Source organism: Luteitalea sp. (assembly GCA_009377605.1).
Taxonomy (GTDB): Bacteria; Acidobacteriota; Vicinamibacteria; order Vicinamibacterales; family Vicinamibacteraceae; genus WHTT01.
Map to the genome: position 1 here is coordinate 37,567 of WHTT01000028.1, position 21,401 is coordinate 58,967.

Below are 21,401 nucleotides of genomic sequence, written 5' to 3' on the forward strand. Positions count from 1 at the left end.
GGTCCTTGGTCCTTGGTGCGAGCAGGCCAGAGCTGCGGGGCGGGCCGCGAGCAGAGGAACCGGGTACTATTGCGTCCGATGCGCGCGATGCAACTCGATTCACTTCATCAGCTCCTTCGAGAGGTGGAGCTGCCGACACCACTGCCTGGCCCTGACGACGTCCTGCTGGAGGTGCTTGCTTGCGGCGTCTGCCGAACCGACCTCCACATCATCGATGGCGAAGTGCCGGCGCCGAAGCTGCCGCTCACCCCAGGTCACGAGGCGGTTGGGGTTGTGGCGGCGCGTGGTACGGCGGTTGACCGCTTCCAGATCGGCGACCGCGTCGGCGTGCCCTGGCTCGGTTGGACATGCGGCGTCTGTGAGCACTGTCGCGCCGGCCGCGAGAACCTCTGTACGGACGCACAGTTCACCGGTCTGCATCGCGCTGGTGGCTATGCGACCCACATCATTGCGGACGCCCGCTACTGTGTTCCTATTCCTCGGGCGTATTCGGATATCGGGGCGGCGCCCCTCTTGTGTGCCGGCCTCATCGGCTATCGCTCCTATACACGAGCCGGCGAGGCACGCCGCATAGGGTTCTACGGGTTTGGTGCCGCGGCGCATCTCCTCGTGCAGGTTGCCCGCCACGAGGAGCGTGAGGTCTACGCGTTCACGCGTCCCGGCGACGTCGAGGGGCAGGCGTTCGCGCGCGGGCTCGGCGCCGTCTGGGCAGGCGATTCGGCAACAGCCGCGCCCGTGCAACTGGATGCGGCCATCATTTTTGCTCCCGTGGGTGCGCTCGTACCCGTGGCGCTTCGTGCAGTCCGAGCGGGCGGCGTCGTCGTGTGCGCCGGCATCCACATGAGCGATATCCCTGCATTTCCGTACGAGCTGCTGTGGGGGGAGCGGACCGTCTGCTCTGTTGCCAACTTGACCCGTCGTGACGCCGAGCTGTTCTTCGCGCTCGCACCGCAGGTGCCGGTCGAAGCAGAGCACGACGTGTGGCCGCTCCAGCAAGCCAACGAGGCGATCGCAGCATTCAGGACCGGGCGCGTGCATGGTGCCGCGGTGCTCGTCCCTTCGACGCTCAGTCGGGGCCCAACAACTTTCCGCTCCGGGGCCGAGTGAACTATCCGCTGCTCTTCGATCTTCAGGGCCAGCCCAAGCCAGCGTTCAATGCCGTCGTCGACGTCCTGAAAAGGGAACCGGGTACCTTTTCGGTCCCGAAAGGGTACCCGGTTCCTTTTTAGCCGCCGCGCGTGTGCATCTCGAGATGCGGCGCGCGGCGCAGCTCGTCGACCGGCACGAGCGTGCTGCGGTCTGGGAGCGCGAGGCGCTGCTCAGCGCCGCGGTCGATGCGCCCATGCCAGGCGGAGGTGATGATCTCACGGAGCTCGGCGTCGCTGGCACCCTGGCGAAGTGGCCCGCGAAGGTCGGTGCCGCTCGTGGCATAGAGGCACAGGAGCAGCATGCCGTCAGCAGTGAGGCGCGCGCGGTCGCACGTCGAGCAGAAGGGCTCCGTGGTGGATGCAATGATGCCAAACGTCAGGCCGTCGATGCGGAATCGCCGCGCAGGAGCGGATGAGATCTCATCGAGGTGGGTGATGGAGCCATAGTGGCGCGCGAGGCGCTCGAGGATCTCCGCACGGCTCACGACCAGGTCGGACTGCCAGCGTGTCGCGCCGCCGACGTCCATGTACTCGATGAACCGGACTTCCGCGTTCATCTGGCGCCCAAACTCCAGGAGCTCCACGAGCTCATCGTCATTGATCCCGCGCATGACGACGGTGTCGATCTTGAGCCCACCGAAGAGCGCGCGTGCTGCAGCGATCCCGTCCAGCACGTCGCCGTGGCGATCGAGGCGTGCCAGGGCGCGAAATCGCTCTTGCCGCAGCGTGTCCAGACTGACCGTCACGCGACGCAAGCCGGCGGCCTGGAGCGCCGCTGCCTGCGGGGCGAACAGGACGCCGTTGGTTGTGAGCGCGAGGTCCTCGAGGGTGGGACAGCTTGCTAGCCGCTGCACGAGATCCGACAGGTGACGCCGCAAGAGCGGCTCGCCGCCGGTCAGACGAATACGCGTCACCCCCAGCTCGCCGAAGAGGCTCACCAGCCGTGCGATCTCCTCGAAGGACAGCAGGTCTTCGCGCGGCAGCCACACGTACTCGTCTTCTGGCATGCAGTAGAGGCACCGGAGGTTGCAGCGGTCCGTGACTGAGATCCGGAGGCTCCCGAGTGGCCGGTCGAAGCGATCGTGCAGCATCCCTTCCATTATGCAGGCGAGTAGGACCTCGAGACCAGATTTCCTTGGGACGTGCATCTGCTTCGGCAATTGTGCGGCGATGCGTCGAGACCGGCGACGCCTTGGCCGGCCAAGCCCAAGAAGGCACGTCACACGCCTGGCGATCAAGCAGCTGGCGGGTTCCCACGATTCCTAGTGTCCTGTCCGCGTGATTCGTTGCATACGTCCCGGAGCGCGGCGCCCGGCTCGCCAGGCGCGAGAAGGGAGCATACAGGCCGTATTCGACCGACGAGCAACGCCGCGAGCCGGGATGCCCCGCCCGGGACGTATGTGACGAATCACGCGGACAGGACACTAGGTAGGGCCGCCTCGCCGAGGCGGCCGTTATCTCGGCGCGGCTTCCGGACGCGCTCGGTGAATGCACCGTACCACGTGCAGAACTTCAGCCTGGGAACTTTCCACTTGACGCGGTGTCTACTAATTACTAAGAAGTTAGTAATTAGAAGATGCGAAAGCCACACCCGACGCTGACGCCGCAGGAGCTGGCCATCATGAAGGTGGTCTGGCGCCTGGGTACCTCAACCGTGCGAGACGTTCACGATACGCTGCGGGCGCGTCGCCCGATCGCCTACACGACGGTGCTCACGATGATGCGCATCCTTGAGGCGAAGGGCTACGTGAAGAAGAGCAAAGGAGAGCGCGCGCACGTCTATCGACCGGCCAAGCCTCGGCATCAGGTGGTGGGCGGCATGGTGCGTGAGTTCGTCAATCGTGTCTTCGACGGCGCAGCCGAGCCACTGCTCTTGCATCTCGCCAAGGATGCGCGCCTCACAGACGAGGAGCGGGAGGAGCTGCTCCGAATCATCAAGGAGAGCGAATGATGCTGCCACTGTCGCTGGGCAACGTATGGGCGTACTGCGTGCAAGTGGCGGTGTTGACGCTGGTTGGGGCGGCGCTGGTGACGCTGCTGCGAGTGCGCACGCCGGCGGCGCGTCTGGTGTGCTGGCGGGCGCTGCTGGCCGCCTGTCTCGGGCTGCCGCTGCTCCAACCGTGGGGCGAACCGCCGAGCCACACTGCGGCCGCAGTGGCGTCGGTCATTGACGGTGCGGCGCTCGCGACGACCGCGGCCAGAGGCGAGGCGTGGTGGGTCGCGATTGGCTGGGCGCCGCTGCTTCTGGCGGTGTGGCTGGCGGGCACCGCGGTCTGGCTCGTGCGGCTCATCATAGGGCTCGTTCACTTGCGAGCGTTGCGGCGTGCCGGGGCGCCGGCCTCGCTCTCACCCGCCGTAGCGGAGGTCGGGGAGCAGATCGGCGCCTCCGCGGACATTCGCTGGGTCGCGGGTATTCCGCAACCGGTGACCTTCGGCATGCGGCATCCGGTCGTGCTGTTACCCGCGGCGCTTCACGGCATGTCGACTGAGGTCCAGCGTGCTGTTGTCGCCCATGAGCTGATTCACGTGATCCGTCGCGATTGGGTGTGGGTCCTTGCCGAGGAGCTCGTTCGCGCTGTCCTCTGGTTTCATCCGGCGATCTGGTGGCTGCTCGGGCGAACGCAGCTCGCGCGTGAACAGGTCGTCGATGCCTACGCCGTTCGCGTGCTCGGCGCGCGGCGGCCGTACATGGAAGCGCTGCTGGCCTGCGCAGACCGTACATCGTTCGTGCCGGTGCCCGCGTTTGCTCGCCGGCGCGAGCTCTTCCAACGACTGACACAGCTATCCAGGGAGGTCGAGATGTCGCGCGCGAGAGTGCTTGTGTCGTTCGCGGCTCTGGCGTTGGGCGTCATCTGTGCGGAGCGTTACACGGTGGCGGCGTTCCCGCTGCACGCCGCTTCGCCGGCGGGCGGCACCGAACAGGCTTCTTCGAAGGATGAAGCTCAGGGGCTCAGGAAGATCGTACACGTGGACCCGCAGTATCCGCCGCACGTCTCACTGGACGACGTTCGAGGAGTGGTGACGCTGAACATCACCGTGGACGAGCGGGGAAGCGTCATCGATGCGCAAGTCGCGTCCGCGAAGATCATCGAGGGCGCGTCGGCCGAGGGGCAAAGCCACGTACCCGGCGAGGTGGCGGAGGCGGTACGCACGGCCGCTCTACAGTGGAAGTACGAGCCGCTGCCGCAGCCAATGGCGACCGTCGTTTCCGTGGCGTTCGGCAAGGGTACGGACCGCCCGGTGAGCCCTGGCGACGAAAGCAGCCTGCCGAGCCACATCCAGGCAGGCGAGCCAGAAGGCAAACTCAGGATGGTCTATGACGTCGAGCGCGACAACGACAACAGGCAGGTCGTGATCCAACCAAGGCTGCAGGTTCGCACCGAGCCGCCGGCGGGTACCGGCGGAGTGGCCGACCCCAGGAAGCCGTTGCGCATCGGCGGCGCCATCAAGCAGCCGAGGAGGATCCACAATGTGGATCCGATCTATCCAGCGGAGGCGCAAGCGGCGCGCGTGCAGGGAATAGTCATCCTCGAAACGATCGTTGGGACGGACGGCACGGTCACGGATGCCCGGACTCTCGAGTCCGTGCCAATGCTCGACCAGGCTGCGCGCGACGCCGTGCTGCAATGGACGTACACGCCAACCATCGTCAACGGCGTCGCCGTGCCCGTTATCGTTACCGTGACCGTGAACTTCACCCTACGTTAGGTAGAAACGGGGACAGCCCCCGTTTTCCGCCTCGCGGAAAACGAGGGCTGTCCCCGTTTTTGTTTTCTCCACTGCAGGAGGTGTCATGTCGAGACGGTATCTGATGAGCCGCACGATGGTTCTGAGCGTGTCGCTCGCTGGCGCGATTGGAGTGACCCTCTGGGCGGGTACGCCACAATCCGGCGCTGTCTCACGAGAAGAGGCCGAAGCGCTCGTGGCAGACGATCCGGAGATGACGCCGCTCGAGCGCGAGGGTTTCGTAAACGCACTGCTGTTACGCCCGCCCAAGGTGCGCAAGGAGAGCGAGAGCATCGAGAAGGCGGCAAACGCCGTGCCCGCGGATGTCTTGGCGGAGCTCCAGGCGGCTGGCGGCCGAGGCACGGCGATCGTGCATCTCGTGCTGGGCGAATCTGGTGATGTGCTCGAGACACGCTACGTCCCGCAGACACCACGGGAGGGCTCATCCGGTCGCGACGCAGGCGCCCTTCCGCTGGACGGGTACGGTCAGTGGGCGGCCGAGGTCGGCCGCGCCTGGCGCTTCGAGCCGCCCGCAGCCGCTCCGTACAGCTTCATTCTGGAGCTATCACACCACGTCGATGAGAAGGGCACGACCTACGAGTGGAGGCTGCGCTCGACAGGGCGGTTGACCCGTCAGACGGCGGCCACCGTAGAAACTGGGGGTCCGACGCCCTCTCGTGACGTCCAGGGCGGTCGCGAGGGGGGCGAACCGCATGATCCCACGAAGCTGGTGCGCGTGGGTGATGGGGTCGAATCGCCGACGAAGACTCACCACGTGGATCCCATCTATCCGTCGGAGGCGAAAGCCAATGGTGTGGAGGGTGTGGTCGTCATCGAGGCGACGATTGGGACCGACGGCACGGTGACGGATGCGCGGGTTCTCAAATCGATTCCGGCGCTCGATCAAGCCGCACTCGACGCCGTCCTGCAGTGGGAGTTCAGGCCCACCCTGCTCAATGGCGAGCCCGTCGCCGTCGTCATGACGACGACAGTCAATTTCACGCTGCAGTAATCGGCCTGCCGGCTGAAACGGGGACAGCCCCCGTTTTTCGAATAGCGGAAAACGGGGGCTGTCCCCGTCCCCGTTTGTGGGTTTGTGGAGCAGTCGATGTCGACCTCCCTGCGGTGCCTGGCAGCGGTGGTGGTGTTGGGCCTCCTGTCCGGCGCGTGTGCTGCACGCGCTCGCGCGCGCGAGCACCGGACGCGTCTCGCACGGGCAGATCGCCTGGCCGCGGCCGGCTGTTACCGATGCTTGACGAGGGCGTTTGCGGCCTATGAGACGCTGCTCGAGGCCAACTTCCAGCGCGAACAGGTGCTGCCGCGCGCCTACGACACGGCCCTGCTGCTGGCCGCCCGGGAGAAGGAGCTTGGCCTGGCAGCAGCACCATGGATCGACCGAGCCAGGCAGCTTCCCATCACTCAGTTGAAGGGTGAAGAGGCGCGCTTGCTGCTCGAGGTGGCGGACGGGCTGCCCTGGAATCGCGGTCGCTTTGGTCCGGAATCTGGCCAGTCCCTGTCGAAGCACAGTCGTGAGAGCCGTCGGCACGCTGCGGCATGGTACGCAGCACTGTCCAAGCTCTCGACGTCCAGCAGAGTGAGCGCTTATATGCTGGCCGCAGTCACTTGTGAGTATCGGTCCGACATTCCGCCCGCCGAGGACTTCGATCCGATGAGCCTGCTCCGCGCTTACCCGAAACAGGCGCTCTTGCTCTATCGGATAGGCGCGTGTGAACAGCAGTATGGGCGGCAGCTCGAGCGGGCGCTGGCAATCGAGCCTCGCTTCGTCGAGGCCAACTATTTCCTCGGAATCTACGAGCTCGGCTCGAGGCGCCGCGATGCTGTCTGGCGCGCGATCGAGCCGCTGCGCAAGGCGCGTGAGGGAATTCCGGAGTCACCGGCGCTGGCTCTTCAGCTGGCCGATGCCTACCTTGCGGCGTCCCAGTTCGCGCCGGCACTCGAGAGCTATCAGCACGCGCTGAAGCTGATGCCAGCACAGCGTGATGCGCTGCTCGGCAAGACGATGACGCAGAGCTACCTGACGCGACACGGCGAGGCGATCGCCACGGCAACGAGGCTCATCGAGCTGGGGGCGTTTCACATCGGTGAAGCCTACTATTGGCGCGCGTGGAACAAGTATCACCAGCAGCAGCTCGAGACGGCGGACGACGATATCGAAGAGGCGAAGAAGCGCTGGTATCACACCGATGTGTTCACGCTTGCCGGCATCATTGCGTACGACCAGAAGAAACTGGAGGATGCGCATCGAGATCTGGAGGCAGCCGTCGAGCTCGACAGCGGCAATTGCCAGGCCACCTGGTATTTGGGCTTGACGTTTGCAGGGCTCGAGCGCTGGCCAGACGGTGGCAACCTGTTCGCGCAGGCACGTGCCTGCGCCGAGGGCGCAGAGCAAGAGCTGAGGAACACTCTCGCCCTGATCGAGAACGCTGAAATGGCGCCAGATCTGAAGGCACGCCAAATTGCTGCCCAGCAGGCGTCCATCGAGGAGAGCCGGCAGATGCAAGGTAAGGCGGCGTACAACGCCGGCTGGTGCTACGTCAAGGTCACGGACGGGGCGCGCGCGGCCGCAGCTCGATCGGGCGCTGCAAGATCCTGCCATGAAGGCGAAAGCAGAGGAGCTGCTGGCGTTCCTGAACGACCAGCCACGCCGGTGACCGAGACACATCAATGGAGACCTGATTTGTCGCCATCTGCCGGGCTGTTTGTTCTGATCGGCGAGCGCGGTCTGTGCGTTGGCAAGGTCATTGCTGGCGCAGCCAGTGCGACGTGGGTCGCCAGAGATAGCGGGGGCGCTGCCCTCGAGGATGCCGCTGACCAGCCAAGGTGCGCTGCCTTGATAGCGGGCGCCCCTGGATCGTTGCCCACCCCAACGCGCACAAGCCGCGCGTTGGGGCCCCGGTTTGGCGCGCGTTGCCCCTCGGCTGTGCTCACGGCATCCCGAGCCTCGTCCAGGGCCGCGTGCCGGGACCGTGATGCGGGCGCATAACCAGATCAGAATTCGCCGAAGGCGCCGCATCGCGGGGCAAATGCACTACTCGGGTCGTGATATAGTTTCGGGCGCCGGTCAGACCTGGTCTCCGAGTTCCTGCAACGACGAATCAACGATTAGTGAAGGAGGACTCCTATCGATGAATAAGTGGATTCTTGTGAGTTCTCATCGGCGATCAGGGACGCACTTCTTAATAGATTCACTTCAAGCGAACCTGAAGGATTCGATATTTCCAGCACATCGCAGACTTCCGAAAGACTTCAATATCGGTTCGCTTCTGAGAAAGGATGAAACGATATATGAGGTAGTCAAGAAGTTATTGTCGGCTGATACGTGGGTTATCATCAAGAGTCACTTGTTACCTGACGAAACCAGAATTATCACACCTAAAGATAAGTATGAAGAGTTTGTCAGCTACATTTACGCACACGCTTTCAAGCTCTATGTGTATCGCAATGGAAGGGATACATTGGTTTCGTTATATCATTTCTTGAACAAGAGCGACTTCAAGCAATTTCTGAGAGAACAGAACGACCATTTCGCTTGTACTCGGAGCTTCGACGATTCGATTGATGCGAACAGGGTAACGTACTGGTCCTACCACGTGCATTCCTGGCTCAATGAAGAGAACGTGTGTTCGATAAGATTTGAAGATCTGAAGGATGATTTTAGCGAAACGATGGGTAAGGTGATCGCTTCCCTTGGGCAGACTCCTCCTGATCGGCTGACGAAGCCTGAGCTCCCGAAGAACCGGGCGACTCATTATTTGCAATTGATGCTATTCAAGCAGGGATTGTTAAACAAGGTCAAAAGTACTTCTGTACGGCCGCGCAGAGGACGAATCGGGGATTCCTCGAGCCATTTCGATGACGAGGATGAAAAGTACTTCTTGGAGAACTCACGTCTATTTCAGCAGCATTCATAAGTCCCATCTAGTGTGCTGTCTCAGTGATTCGTGGCATAAGCCCCGCCCGGGAATTATGTCGCGAATCACTGAGACAGCACACTAGCAGCCCGCGACGAAAGGCCGGCTGCATTCGGCCGCCGATGCATCCCCGCTGGCGGCGTTGCTCCTCCCTTAAATATTGCCCGATATTCTCGGTCGTCGCGCCTTGCCAGGTTGGTTACCCTGCGACGCGCCCGTGTATGCTGGGCCACGGCGGTGTCGTGGGTCCCGAGACGCTTGCCTTCGGAGAAAGGGACTCGGGATGCGCGTTGTCGCTCTCGAGGTGTCGCGGGGCGTGTATCTCGGCGACAGCCAGTCTCGCGCGGTGGCCGAGCAGCGCGGTAGCACCTGCTGGGCCCGGCGCGCAGTGTCCCGTGGAAGCGGCCGACATGGCCCGCGACGCCACCGACAACGACGTACCGAGTGCGTGCCGGGAGTCCGGATCGGGTGCGTGCCGCCATGCGGAATAGCAGACCGTTCCTCTACGTGGTTGTGTGGGACTGAAACGGAACCCACAAAACTGTCAGGGGCCGCGCGTCGCGCTAGCACGACTGTGGCGCGCGACGAGACGGGCGGTGGCGCGAAGAACGCCTTGACTTTCCTTGCGATTCGCGGGGAGTCGGCCGGCCGGGCCCCCCTGCCCGGTTTGTGGCAACGCCCTTGCTGGCTCCAGGGACGATGCGCGCCGTCATCACAGATTTACGCCCGGGTGCCATAGTGGGGTTTGGATGGATACACTACTTCGGTTGTGATATTGTGCCCCTCATCTTCGGAGGTCCACACGGCGATGCCGGTGCTGTTCGTGACATCCCGAGGCAGAGCGCTTGGCTCGACGCTAGCCCAGCTATTGCTTCCCGCGCCAGATTGAGGGGATCTAGTCGCTCTTCAACCAGACGGGAACCACGTCCCTTCGCACGAAGGCAGGTCGTCATGTCACCACGTGCTCGCAGCCGCTTTCAGGGGCCACAGCCTCCGGCCCTGCCCCACGCTCATCTCGAGGCACGTCATCGATTGGATCCGCTTGCCCATTGGAGGCAGCCCGAGGTGCGGCCATGACGTATAGGTTTCGCTCCGCGTTACCGCTGGCCAACCGCGTGTTCGACGCGCTCTGCGCATTCTTGCTCCTGCTGGCGATCTTTGCCGTGGCGAATCTCGACCACATGCCGGAAGGCGTCGAAGACTTCCTGTCGGCGCGCGTCACGGTTGAGAATGTCCTGCTGCTGGTGCTGTTCCTGGTCGCGTGGAACACCGCCTTTGCCACCGCAGGCCTGCACACCTCACCGTCGCGGCAGCCTCTCTGGCGCCAGGCTCTGCTCGTCGTGCACGCCAGCACGGTGGGCACGCTGCCGCTGTCGCTGTTCGTGCTCACGAGCCAGACCGGCGCGTTCCGCCTCTCGATGGTCGGGGCATTCTGGGTGGCCGCCATGGTCGTGGAGGTCGCCGGGCGAACGCTCATCACGATGATCGCGCGCGACCTGTCGCGCCGCGCGGCCGCGCGCGTGAACGTCCTCATTGTCGGCACCGGGCCACGGACGCGCGCCCTCTTCCACGGCATCCGGAGCCGACGATTCGTGCAGCACCAGCTCCTCGGGTTCGTGGACTCGCCCGGTGATCACGAGGTGCCGCCAGAGGTTCGCGAGCGGATTGTCGGGACACTCGACGATCTTGAAGCAATCCTGGCGCGCAATCCCGTGGACCTGGTCCTCGTCAGCCTGCCAGTGCGGTCGTGCTACGCGAAGATTCAGCAGGCCATCAGCATCTGCGAACGTGTCGGCGTCGAGGTCCAGATCGACCTGTCCGACTTCTTTTCCTTGTCACTTGCCAGAGCCATGTTCGAGCAGGGCGAGGAGTTTCCGGCGTTGCGCCTGACGCTGGTCACGGAAGACTATCGGACCGTGATCAAGCGGCTGTTCGATGTCTGCGCGGCCGCAGCCGGCCTGGTGGTGTTGTCCCCCGTGATGGCTGTGTGCGCCCTGCTCATCAAGCTGGGCGACGGGGGGGCCGTCTTCTTTTCGCAGCAGCGGTACGGCTACAACAGGCGTGTGTTCCGGATGTACAAGTTCCGCACCATGGTGGTCAACGCCGAGAGCTTACAGGCCAGCCTCGAATCGCAGAACGAAGCCCAAGGGCCAGTGTTCAAGATCCGTCGCGATCCCCGCATCACGCCAATTGGGCATCTCCTCCGCAAGACGTCGCTCGACGAGTTGCCGCAGCTCTTCAATGTCCTGAAGGGTGACATGTCGGTTGTCGGACCGAGGCCACTTCCGTTGCGAGACGTCGCGCTCTTCGGCGAGGCGCGACTGATGCGTCGCTTCAGCGTCCGTCCTGGTCTCACCTGCGTGTGGCAGGTGAACGGTCGCAGTGATACGAACTTCGATACGTGGGTCAACATGGATCTGGCGTACATCGACAACTGGTCGTTGTCGTTGGACGCGCGCATTCTCCTCAAGACCGTGCCTGCGGTTCTCTCGGGCGCAGGGGCCGCCTGATCGCGCGGTGGGGTGAAGAGCAATGGCATATATGGACTCTGACACGACGATGCAACGGAGCTCGTTCGATTCCGTCGGACAGCAGGCCACGATGAACGGGGGCGAGTCTGCCAGCCCTCATTCGCAGGACGGCGCGGCGAGCATGGCACTCACCCAGGATGTCGGCCGCCTGGTGCTTCCCGAGGATCTCATCGACTGGGTGAGATTCGCGCGGCGGCACTGGGCGCTGATGCTCATCGTGTGGGCCTTCGTCATGGTGCTCGTGGCCATCGCCCTCTACTTGTGGCCAAGAAAGTACGAGTCCACCGCGAAATTCCTGGTGAAGCATGCGCGGGAGACTCTTGTGGTCGGCCCAAGCCAAGACGCGACGCCTGTCTACACCCAGCAATTGTCGGAAGGGATGATAAATACCGAGCTGGAGTTGATACGAAGCTGGGACGTCATGGCCCGGGTCGTCAAGGAGCTGCGGATGGATCAGCCGCTCATCGATCAAGGCGAGGAGCCCGCGGTCGCCAGGGAGCGCGCCGTTCGCGGGTTGACGGGTGGGTTGCGGGCCGAGGCGCTTCGGAAGACCAGCGTCATCTACCTGTCCTATATGAGCAAAGACCCGGAGCGAGCGGCCACCGTTGTCAAGCACGTCTCGGATGCCTATCTTACCGCCCATGTCGCCATGCACAGCATGCCCGGCACCTACGAGATGTTTCGGGGACAGTCGGCTGACGCGAGCGTTGACCTGCACAAAGCGGAAGAGGAACTGGCGGCCCTGGCGCGCAGCGCGGACTTGGTGAACCAGGACGCGCAGAAGCAGGAAGCGCTCGCAGCCGTTCAGGAAACCGAAGCGGAGCTTCGCGCGTTGGGCGCCCAGACGCAAGAACACAGCAGTCGGGTGCGCGTCGCCGACGCGCAGATGGCCAAGACGCCGGAGCGTGTGCCGACCACGCTCCGCAACATCCCAAACGTCCGCTTGGTGGAGCGGTTGCACGAGACGCTCGTCAACCTGCGCAACGAGCGCACCGAGCTCTTGATGAAGTTCAATGCCAACGACCGGTTCGTCCAGCAGGTGGACCAGAAGGTTGCCGATACGAAGGAGGCGCTCGAGCGCGCCCTGACGATGAGCACGAACGAGGAATCGACCGGCATCAATCCTGCCTGGCAGCAGTTGGAACGTGAGCGCGCCGCAGCCCACCTCCAATTGGCGGGTCTCCAGAGCAAGGCGGCCGAGCTGAAACGCGCGCTTGCCAAACAGCGCGAGCGCCTGATCGGGCTCGCGGAGGCCGGCCCACGTTACGAACAGCTCCTCCGCAACGTCGCCGATGCGAAGAGCCGGTACGAGCTCTTTGCCAAGCGGCAGGAGGAGGCTCGCGTGGCCGACGTGTTGGACCGGCAACGGATCGCGAACGTGGTGCTGGCCCAGTCGCCGGTGGTCTCGCATATCCCCGCCAGCCCCAATGTGCGGCTGGGCGTGGTCGCCGGCGCGATCATGGCCGGGATGCTCGCCGTCTGCGCGGCATTCGCACGTGAGTTCCTCGTGTTCCAGCTGTCGAGGCGTCGAGTCCAGTCGGAGACGCACTCCATCCTCGGCGTCTCACCGGCGGCCGTTGAATCGCGTTAACCCTTGAGAACGTGAGCCAGCCATGTATCAGAGAGAGAAACGCCCTCTCGTCACCCTGTTGCTGCTCGTCGTGGCACCCGTTCCTGGAGCGCTGCCGGCGGCGGCTGAACAGGCTCGGGATCCGGCTGCAGCCGCCATTGAAATCGTGGGGGGGGCGCGGTCAGGCGGGTCGGGAAGTCCCACAGGGGCACGCGGTTCGGCCGCCGCCGCCGAGTCGTTCTACCGTCTGCAGCCGAGCGATGTCTTCGACGTGAAGTATCGCTACACGCCTGAGTACGACGTGACGGTGATGGTGCGGCCGGACGGGTTCGTGACGCTTCCGATTGTGGGAGAGGTCCGGGTCGGGGGCTTGACCACCGCCGAGGCGCGCCGAGCCATCGTCAAGCACGCGAATGCGCGCTTGCGCGACCCGGAGCTCGAAGTCGAGCTGAAGGACTTTCAGAAGCCTCGCTTCGTCGTGGGGGGGCAGGTCGGAGAACCTGGCCAGTTTGAGCTGCGCGGCCGCGTGACGCTGCTCGAGGCGATCGCCATGGCCGGCGGATTCACCAGAAGTGCCAAGCATTCACAAGTGGTGCTGTTTCGCCGCTATAACGACGAGAAGGTGGTCACGCGCGTGGTGAATGCCAAGGCCCTCCAGCGTCCGGAGAACATGACGGAGAACCCCCTGGTTCTGCCAGGCGATTTTCTCTTCGTGCCGCAGAACCGCATTAGCAAGGTCGAGCGCTTTATCACCCTCGGGTCGCTCGGCTGGGTGATCAATGCCCTGACGCGCTAGCGCGTCGGCTCCATGTGAACAGGAACACCCTGTGGGCGACATCGCGATCTTTCACGACAATTTCGCGCAGATGGGCGGCGCCGAGCGCGTGGCCGCCGCGCTGACGGCCGCGCTGCCCGGCGCCAGGCTGCACACGACGCTCGCAGCGACCGCGAAGCTCATTCCCGCCCTGCGCGACCGAGAGATTCGCACGACATGGATGCAGCACCTGCCAGAGCCGGGTCGCTATTATCGGCACTACTTCCTGCTGTACCCGTTCGCGATCGAGGGGGCCGACCTGCGGGCGTACGATCTCGTCGTATCGAGTTGCTTCGGGTACGCAAAGGGCGTGCGCACGCGACCCGACGCGCTGCACGTCTGCTACTGCCACACGCCGACGCGGTGGATCTGGCGCCGCGACGACTATCTCGCGCGCGAGCGATTCAGCCGTCTAGAGAAGCGCGCACTGTCCATGGTGCTCGCGCCACTCCGGCGATGGGATCTCCACGCGGCGACACGGCCGGATTTCTTCGTGACGAACTCCCAGGTCGTGGCCGAACGGATTCGCACCTGTTACGGCCGCAACGCGACGGTCATTCCCCCGCCGATCGATGTCGATCGGTTCCGAATCAGCCGTGAGACGGGGGATTTCTACCTGATCGTGGCCCGCATGTCCGCGTACAAGCGCATCGATCTCGCGGTGCAGGCGTGCAACCTGCTGCGACGGAAGCTGATCGTGATCGGTGATGGCCCAGACCGGGCACGGCTCCAGCAGATGGCCGGGCCAACGGTCACGTTCATGGGAAGACAGCCTGACGACGTGGTGACCGAGGCGGCGTCGACCTGTCGAGCGTTGCTCTTCCCCGGCGAAGAAGACTTCGGGATGGCGCCACTCGAGGTCAACGCGTCCGGCAGGCCGGTCGTCGCCTGGCGGGGCGGCGGGGCAGCGGAAACCGTGCGTGAGGACGAGACCGGCGTGTTCTTCGATGCGCCCACGCCGGAATCGCTCGCACACGCGATCGAACGGCTCGAGCGCCGCGAGTGGGCGCCCGACAGACTGCGTTCGCATGCGGCGGCATACGACCGGCCCGTCTTCGTGCGGCGGATTCGCGACTTCTTGCACACCGTGGCGCCCTCGGGCCACGTGAGAAGGCTGTTGGCTGCGCATGGCTGAGGACATCGCGCGCGGGAGCGCGACCCCAGACGGCGGGGCTCACCAGCGGGGACGGCGCGCCGGCAGGTGGCCGCTGTCGATGATTGCGCTGCGGTCCATCGCGTCCAGGTTCACGTGGATCGGCTTGAACACCATCACGGGCATTCTCGCGGCGCGCGCGCTGCAGCCGCAGGGACGCGGAGAGCTGGCGGCGATGATCCTCTGGCCGACACTGGTGGGCGGCCTGACGGCCTTCGGTCTCCCGAAGGCGCTCATCTACCACGTGCGCCGTGATCCGAAACAGGCGTCGGCGCTGGCGGGATCCGCCGCGCTCTTGTGCTTCCTGGCCACGATTATCGGAACGGCGATTGCCTGGCACGTCATCCCGCTCTGGCTACGCCGCCAGCCGGAGCACACCATCTTCGTGGCGCAGCTGTGCCTGTTGGTGGTGCCCATCCACGCGCTGTCGATGCTGGGCCGATCCGCGTGGGAGGCGAGCGGCCACTTCGGCCGGTCGAATCTGTCACAACTGATTCCACCGAGCCTCGTCGTCGTCGGTCTCGGCGTCCAGACCTGGTACGGCGTGTTGACCCCGGTATCGGCAGCGGCCACCTACGTGCTCGCGGGGGTACCGCCCTTCGTCTGGATGCTGGTATCGGTCGCGCGCGACTATCGTCCCACGCTGCGCGGCGTGACACACATGTGGCGACGCCTGCTTCACTACGGCGGTCGCTCGTACGGCGCCGATCTCGCCGGCATCCTCGCCCACTACCTCGATCAAGCGCTCGTCGTGGGTCTGCTGAGCTCGGCATCGATGGGCATTTACGTCGTGGCCCTGAGCCTCGCCAATGTCGTGGCGGCCGTGAACCAGTCCGTCTCGATGATCGTCTTCCCTCGGGCGGTGGGTCTCGAGCCACGCGAGATGGCCAGGAAGGTGGCGCAATCCGCGCGGATGGGCTCGATGGCCGGATGCGCCATCGGCATCACGGTGCTCACCGCTGGCCCCTTGTTGCTCCGGGTGCTGTACGGCTCGGCGTTCGCGGCGGCTGCCCAGATTCTGCCTATCCTGGTCTTCCGGATCATCATTGGGGGGTTTGGAAACATGCTCCGGCAGGGCTTCCTTGCGGCTGGACGCCCCGGCATCGTGACAGGGATCCAGGTCGCTGGTATCAGCCTCACCGTGCCCCTTCTTCTCGTGCTCGTGCCGCGGTTCGGCCTGGTCGGTGCGGCGCTCACGCTCTTGACTGTCGCGATCACGCGCCTGGGGCTGACACTCGCCTGCTACCGATGGATCTTGCGCGTGCCGATGCCCCGCCTGTGGATCAACGGAACGGATCTCGCGGTGCTCGCGCGCTATCGGGCGGAGATCGTCAGCTCGGTGCTCCGGCCGCGGACGGCCGCGGGGGTGAAATGAGATCGCGCACCGGCCGCCGCCTCACGATCTTCATTGCGCATCCGTCGGAGCTGCTGACCGACCACCGGCCGCACGGCGACGGGCTGGTGTCGTTTGCTTTTCTCAGCAGACTGGCGGAGCGCGGACACGAGCTGCACGTGGCGGCGCAGGTGGTGGATGTGCTGGCCGCGCTCCCCGCCAACTTTCACGTGTACGAGCTCCTGCCGGGCAGCCGGCTGTCGATTTGGGATCGGCTCAGGTTCATGGTGCGCATGCGCGTGCTGTTCGCGCGTTTGCGCGCCCGCGTCTCGTTCGACGTGATTCACCAGATGAACCCGGTCTTCACGGGGATGAGCTTGGTGTTCATCGGGGTGCGCACGCCGATCGTCCTGGGGACGTTCGTGCCGACGTGGCAGAGCGAAGCCGACAGGTTGGACCTCGGCCGGCGGAAGCGTTCCGGCGTCAAGGCGATGATTCTGAGTGGGCTTGCCAGACTGCAGCAGGCACGAGCGGCGGGTCTGTTGATTGCTTCGCCGGCGGCGCGGTCGCGCATCGCGCAACCGAGCCGGCACGAAGGGCGCATTTTCGAGGTTCCGCACGGCATCGATCTCACGGGCTTCCCCGAGCGCCGCGCGGTGCCCGCGCGTCCGTCCGTGCTGTTTCTTACGAGCGTGATCTATCGCAAGGGGATCTTCACGCTCTTGGATGCATTTGGCGAGGTTGCGCGCGCGGTACCGGACGTCACGCTGGTCATCGCGGGGCCCGGTGAACAGTGGGAAGAAGTGCGGGCGCGCGTCGCCGAGATGAACGACGGCAGAATCCGCCTCCTGGGCCCCGTGGATCGCCGTGATGTCCCTGCCCTGATGCAGGCGCACTCGGTGTACTGCCTGCCCTCGTACGGGGAACCGTTGGCCACGAGCCTGCTCGAGGCGATGGCGTGCGGCGTGCCCATCGTGGCGACCTCCACGGGCGGCACGCCGTTTCTCCTCGACGAGGCGGGAGCGCGGCTCGTGCCGCCGCGAGATCCACGCCGATTGGCGGCGGCCTTGATCGAGGTCCTGACCTCGCCAGCGCTGCAGCGCTCGATGGGCCGGCACAATCGCCGGCGCGTCGAAGACGAATTCGAGATCGAACGAGCGGTGGACCGTCTGGAGGAGGCGTATACCGCGGTCCTGCGCGCGGACGCTCGGCCGTCGGCGTCGCGCGGAGGCGTCAATGGGCCCGGACGACGGACGGAGCCTGTTCAGCACGGACTCTCGGTTTCTGGACGTGCCGATCATGACATGAGGCTATGAACATTGTCGTGGCGACCGACTTCGCCTACGTGAACGGCGGCGCCTCGAACATCGCACTTGGAAGCGCGAAGGGGCTCGCCGCACGCGGTCATCAGGTGATTCTCTTCTCCGCGGTGGGGCCCGTCGCCGAGGACCTTCAGGATGTGCCGGGACTGAGCCATGTGTGCCTCGACCAGATTGACGTGTGGCGAGATCCGAATCGCCTGCGCGCCGCCGCGCGGAGCGTGTGGAATCAGGCGGCCGCCCGTCACCTGGCCGAGGTACTCGCGCCCTTGGATGCCACCCGCACCATTGTGCACGTCCACTCGTGGACGAAGGCGCTCTCCTCGGCCGTCGTGCGGGTGGCTGCGTCGCGCGGGTTTCAGGTCGTGATCACACTCCACGATTTCTTTTCCGTGTGCCCCAACGGGACGTTCTTCCATTACCGGAAGGGGCAGCGCTGCCATCTGCGGCCGCTCTCGGTCGCGTGCGTGACGAGCAACTGCGATGCGAATAGCTATGGGCACAAGTTGTGGCGGGTGGGCCGGCAGATCGTGCAGCGGTCACTCGGGCTTCCGCCGCCGGGTGGCGACTTCGTCTCGGTCTCGGCCGCGAGCGAGCCCATCTTGAAGAAGTTCTTGCCGCCCGGCAGCCGGCTGCACCAGGTGCAGAACTTCACCGAGATGCCACGGTCGGAGCGGGTTCCCGTCGACCGGAACAACAGCCTGATCTACATCGGACGGTTGTCGGCAGAAAAGGGACCACACCTACTCGCAGAATGCGCGCGACGGCTGAGCGCGCCGGTCGTGTTCGTCGGCGCGGGACCGTCGGAGACGGCAGTTCGCAAGCAGTGCCCGTGGGCGGAGGTGACGGGGTGGCTCTCCGCTGTGGAGGTGCGTGATCGCCTGCGCGCGGCCAGGGCGCTCGTGTTCCCCTCGCTGTGGTTCGAGACGCAGGGACTGGTCGTTGCCGAGGCCGCCGCCATGGGCGTGCCCTCCATCGTGCCGGACACGAGCGCCGCGCGCGACTGGGTCACGCATGGCGTGACCGGCCTGTGGTTCAAGGGCGGCAACATCAACGATCTCTGTCGCCAGGTGGCGAGGGTGATGGCGGAGCCGGCGTGCGCCGCACAGATGGGGCAGGCCGCGTATCGCACGTTCTGGTCAGCGCCACCTACGCTCGACCGGCACGTGCGGCGACTGGAAGACGTGTACGGGTCGATCCTCGCGGGGAGAAACGGCGCATGAGCGTACACGACCTCCTCGCCGGAGCGCAGCGGAGACAGGGAGGGGACGCCGGAGACGCACCACAGACGCCGTCGACGGTGTGGCCACAGATCCTCTTCTGGCTGGTGATCGGGGGGCTCATGGCGGCGCGCACCGGTGGGCCCCTCAGGTTCGCGTATCTCGTGGGCGGTGTCGCGGTCGGGTGGCGCCTGCTCCGCACGAGCCCGGTGGCGTATGTGGGCTTTGTGTTGTGGTTGTGGGTCCTGACCGCGTTCGTCCGCCGCGTGTCAGACCTCTACGCGAACTGGCAGGACCCGAGCATGGTGCTCCTGACGCCCTATCTCGTGACAGCGCTCTCGTTCGTGCCGTACATGGGGCGCGTGCTTCGACGAGGCCGCAGCCCCGTCTCCGACCGCCCCCTGGGGCGCGAGGTGTTCATTCTCGCGGCGATGGGGGCGGGCGTCGGCGTGCCGTTCGGGTTCCTGGCGTGGTGGTTCGACGCGTTCTTGGAATCGCTCAATTACTTCACGCCGCTGCTGCTTGGCCTGTATATCGCGACGCAGTCCGATCATTTGCGCGCGATCGAGCGTCGGGTCGTGACCACGTTTCAGCGCGCGGCAATGGTGGCTGGTGCCTACGGCATCTATCAGTACACGACCGCCCCGCCGTGGGACACGAGCTGGATGATCAACGCGGAGATGGGGACCATTGGACTTCCCGAGCCCTTTGGGATACGCGTCTTCAGCACCATGCACAGTCCGGGCGCGCTCGCGCCCTTTCTCGGCATGGCCTTGCTGCTCTGGATCGCCAAACCGCGCGCGCGGGATATTCCGGCCGCGGGCATCGCCGGGGTCACGCTGCTTCTCAGCAACGTGCGCTCGGCGTGGGTGGCGTGTCTGGTCGGCGTGCTGTTCCTGGTGGCCGCGCTCAGACCTGCGCAACGGCTGCGTGTCGGCCTGACGGTTGGCCTGGCCATCGTGCTCGCCGGGCCGCTGTTCGTGACGCCGGAAATGGCGGAACGGTTCGATGCCAGAATCGCGACTTTCGGGCAGCTCGGCGAGGATTCGAGCGCCCGGGCCCGCATTACCGGCCATCAGCTTGCTCTCGACCTCGTCACGAGACGGCCACTCGGTCTGGGCATGGGCCAAATCTCTCGGACGATCGAGAGCTACATCTCGATACGAGACAGCACCATCGTCGCTGCGCTCGTCCAGTTCGGGCTTGTCGGCTCGCTGTTCTACTTCATGGCTCTGTGGTTGGTCTTCATGCAGATATGGAAGTACTACCGGCGGGCGGCGAGTGCTGACAGCGTGGGGTTGGCGTGCGGCGGCCTCGCCCTCCTCGCCATGGCGCCGCTCGGCGTTGTGGCGGCGGGGCCGACCGGCATGCTGTTCTGGCTGGTGGCGGGACTGGCCATTGCAGATCGGCATCTGGCGAGAGTGGGGGTGACGCGAGTCGTGCCGGTGGCACAGCGGGCGTGGCGATCGGCCGTTCCGCCGCACGATCCGGCGCCGGCATAGCGAGGATCTGATGTCCATTCGTGTGCTGCAAATCGGGTGCGTGTGGCCCTCGGAGCGAGCCGGGGGTGGGGACCGTGTCTTCGCGGATCTCGCGAAGTACCTGCCCTCGTCCGGCATCGCCCTGGAAGCGGTCGTGGCGGGCCAGACCGCGCGCGGGGGGGCGCTCGTGGCGAAGCTCGCGAGCTTCGGCGCCGAGACGGATGGCACGCGTGCGCGCTGGCTGGGCGCGCGGCGAGTCATTGCGGAACGCCTGGAGGCCGGTGCTGTGGATCTGGTCGCATCGCACTTTGCCCTCTATGCGTCAGCGGCCCTCGGCCGGCTGCGCCGGCCGCCGCACGTCGTCCATTTTCACGGCCCGTGGGCGGCCGAGTCTCGCGAAGAGGGCGACAGCCGGCTCTCAGCCCTGGCGAAGTGGGCCATCGAGCGCGCCGTCTATCGATCGGCCCGGTGTGTGATTGTTCTGTCCGAGGCGTTCGCCGCGGTCGTGACTCGGGACTACGGTGTGCCATCGGAACGCATTCGGGTCATCCCGGGTGCGGCCGATCTGGAGCGCTTCATGGTCAGCGAGAGTCGGAGCGAAGCCCGGCGTGCGCTGGGATGGCCGAGTGAAGGACGGCTGCTGCTCTCCGTGCGGCGCCTCGTGCATCGTACTGGTGTGGATCGGTTGATTGACGCGATGCGGCGTGTGCGAGCCGCGGTGCCGACCGTGCGGTTGTTCATCGCGGGCACGGGCAGTCTCCGACCTGCGCTCGAAGCGCGTGTCAGCGCTCTCGGCCTGAACGACGCCGTGCAATTCCTCGGATATGTCCCCGATGAGATGCTGCCTCTGGCCTACCGAGCGGCCGATCTCAATGTCATTCCGACGACGGCGCTCGAAGGGTTTGGGCTCACGGCCGTCGAAGCGCTCGCCGCCGGGACGCCGTCATTGGTCACGCCGATCGGCGGACTTCCGGAGATCATCACGCCGCTCTGCGCGGAGCTCGTCTGCCGGTCAGCGGACGTCGACGACATCGCGCGCGGGCTCACTGACGCGTTGTCGGGCCAGGTGGCGGTTCCGAGCGCCGCCGCGTGCCGGTCTTTTGCCGTCGAGCGATTCTCCGCCGAGCTGATGGCCCGCCGCGTGGCCGGTGTCTACCAGGAGCTCTGTGCGTGA

Annotated in this window: 16 protein-coding genes; 15 read left to right on the top strand and 1 reads right to left on the bottom strand. The window is 65.3% G+C overall.

All coding sequences use genetic code 11. The annotated features are described in order from the left end of the window. Positions 1–78: 78 nt before the first annotated feature. A complete protein-coding gene (locus GEV06_11580; GenBank protein MPZ18537.1) occupies positions 79–1,107 on the top strand; it encodes a zinc-binding alcohol dehydrogenase family protein in 1,029 nt (342 codons plus the stop codon). Positions 1,108–1,225: 118 nt separating this feature from the next. Here the strand turns inward: GEV06_11580 and moaA are convergent, their stop codons facing one another. Further along, positions 1,226–2,248 (bottom strand): GTP 3',8-cyclase MoaA, encoded by a 1,023-nt coding sequence (gene moaA, locus GEV06_11585; protein MPZ18538.1) that lies wholly within the window; start codon positions 2,246–2,248, stop codon positions 1,226–1,228. 476 nt (positions 2,249–2,724) lie between these two features. Between moaA and GEV06_11590 the strand changes: the two genes are divergently transcribed. The 14 genes from GEV06_11590 (at position 2,725) to GEV06_11655 (ending at position 21,401) form a co-directional block, all read left to right on the top strand. Beyond that, positions 2,725–3,099 (top strand): BlaI/MecI/CopY family transcriptional regulator, encoded by a 375-nt coding sequence (locus GEV06_11590; protein ID MPZ18539.1) that lies wholly within the window; start codon positions 2,725–2,727, stop codon positions 3,097–3,099. After that, the gene (locus GEV06_11595) at positions 3,096–4,856 is read left to right on the top strand and encodes a TonB family protein (protein MPZ18540.1); all 1,761 of its coding nucleotides are present in this window, start codon (positions 3,096–3,098) and stop codon (positions 4,854–4,856) included. The genes GEV06_11590 and GEV06_11595 overlap by 4 nt, the downstream gene beginning before the upstream one ends. An 85-nt stretch (positions 4,857–4,941) precedes the next feature. Then, on the top strand, positions 4,942–5,886 hold the full coding sequence (locus GEV06_11600) for a TonB family protein (GenBank protein ID MPZ18541.1): 945 nt from the start codon (positions 4,942–4,944) through the stop codon (positions 5,884–5,886). 96 nt (positions 5,887–5,982) lie between these two features. Continuing rightward, on the top strand, positions 5,983–7,878 hold the full coding sequence (locus tag GEV06_11605; GenBank protein ID MPZ18542.1) for a hypothetical protein: 1,896 nt from the start codon (positions 5,983–5,985) through the stop codon (positions 7,876–7,878). Then, entirely contained in the window at positions 7,862–8,806 is a 945-nt protein-coding gene (locus tag GEV06_11610) for a hypothetical protein (protein ID MPZ18543.1), read from the top strand. The genes GEV06_11605 and GEV06_11610 overlap by 17 nt, the downstream gene beginning before the upstream one ends. 1,073 nt (positions 8,807–9,879) lie before the next feature. Continuing rightward, positions 9,880–11,316 (top strand): exopolysaccharide biosynthesis polyprenyl glycosylphosphotransferase, encoded by a 1,437-nt coding sequence (locus GEV06_11615; GenBank protein MPZ18544.1) that lies wholly within the window; start codon positions 9,880–9,882, stop codon positions 11,314–11,316. Between the two features lie 22 nt (positions 11,317–11,338). After that, positions 11,339–12,928, top strand: a complete 1,590-nt coding sequence (locus tag GEV06_11620) for a hypothetical protein (protein ID MPZ18545.1) — start codon at positions 11,339–11,341, stop codon at positions 12,926–12,928. A gap of 22 nt (positions 12,929–12,950) precedes the next feature. After that, complete coding sequence (locus tag GEV06_11625) at positions 12,951–13,703, top strand: hypothetical protein (GenBank protein MPZ18546.1); 753 nt, start codon at positions 12,951–12,953, stop codon at positions 13,701–13,703. Positions 13,704–13,734: 31 nt separating this feature from the next. After that, the gene (locus GEV06_11630) at positions 13,735–14,856 is read left to right on the top strand and encodes a glycosyltransferase (GenBank protein MPZ18547.1); all 1,122 of its coding nucleotides are present in this window, start codon (positions 13,735–13,737) and stop codon (positions 14,854–14,856) included. After that, positions 14,849–16,249 carry an oligosaccharide flippase family protein gene (locus tag GEV06_11635; protein MPZ18548.1) on the top strand — a complete coding sequence of 467 codons (1,401 nt, stop codon included), beginning with the start codon at positions 14,849–14,851 and terminating at the stop codon, positions 16,247–16,249. Before GEV06_11630 ends, GEV06_11635 begins: the two co-directional genes overlap by 8 nt. Next, a complete protein-coding gene (locus GEV06_11640) occupies positions 15,805–17,523 on the top strand; it encodes a glycosyltransferase (GenBank protein ID MPZ18549.1) in 1,719 nt (572 codons plus the stop codon). The genes GEV06_11635 and GEV06_11640 overlap by 445 nt, the downstream gene beginning before the upstream one ends. After that, a complete protein-coding gene (locus GEV06_11645) occupies positions 17,520–18,749 on the top strand; it encodes a glycosyltransferase (protein ID MPZ18550.1) in 1,230 nt (409 codons plus the stop codon). Before GEV06_11640 ends, GEV06_11645 begins: the two co-directional genes overlap by 4 nt. Continuing rightward, on the top strand, positions 18,746–20,248 hold the full coding sequence (locus tag GEV06_11650) for a hypothetical protein (protein MPZ18551.1): 1,503 nt from the start codon (positions 18,746–18,748) through the stop codon (positions 20,246–20,248). Before GEV06_11645 ends, GEV06_11650 begins: the two co-directional genes overlap by 4 nt. Positions 20,249–20,258: 10 nt before the next feature. After that, positions 20,259–21,401: a glycosyltransferase gene (locus GEV06_11655; protein ID MPZ18552.1), complete on the top strand. Its 1,143-nt coding sequence runs from the start codon at positions 20,259–20,261 to the stop codon at positions 21,399–21,401.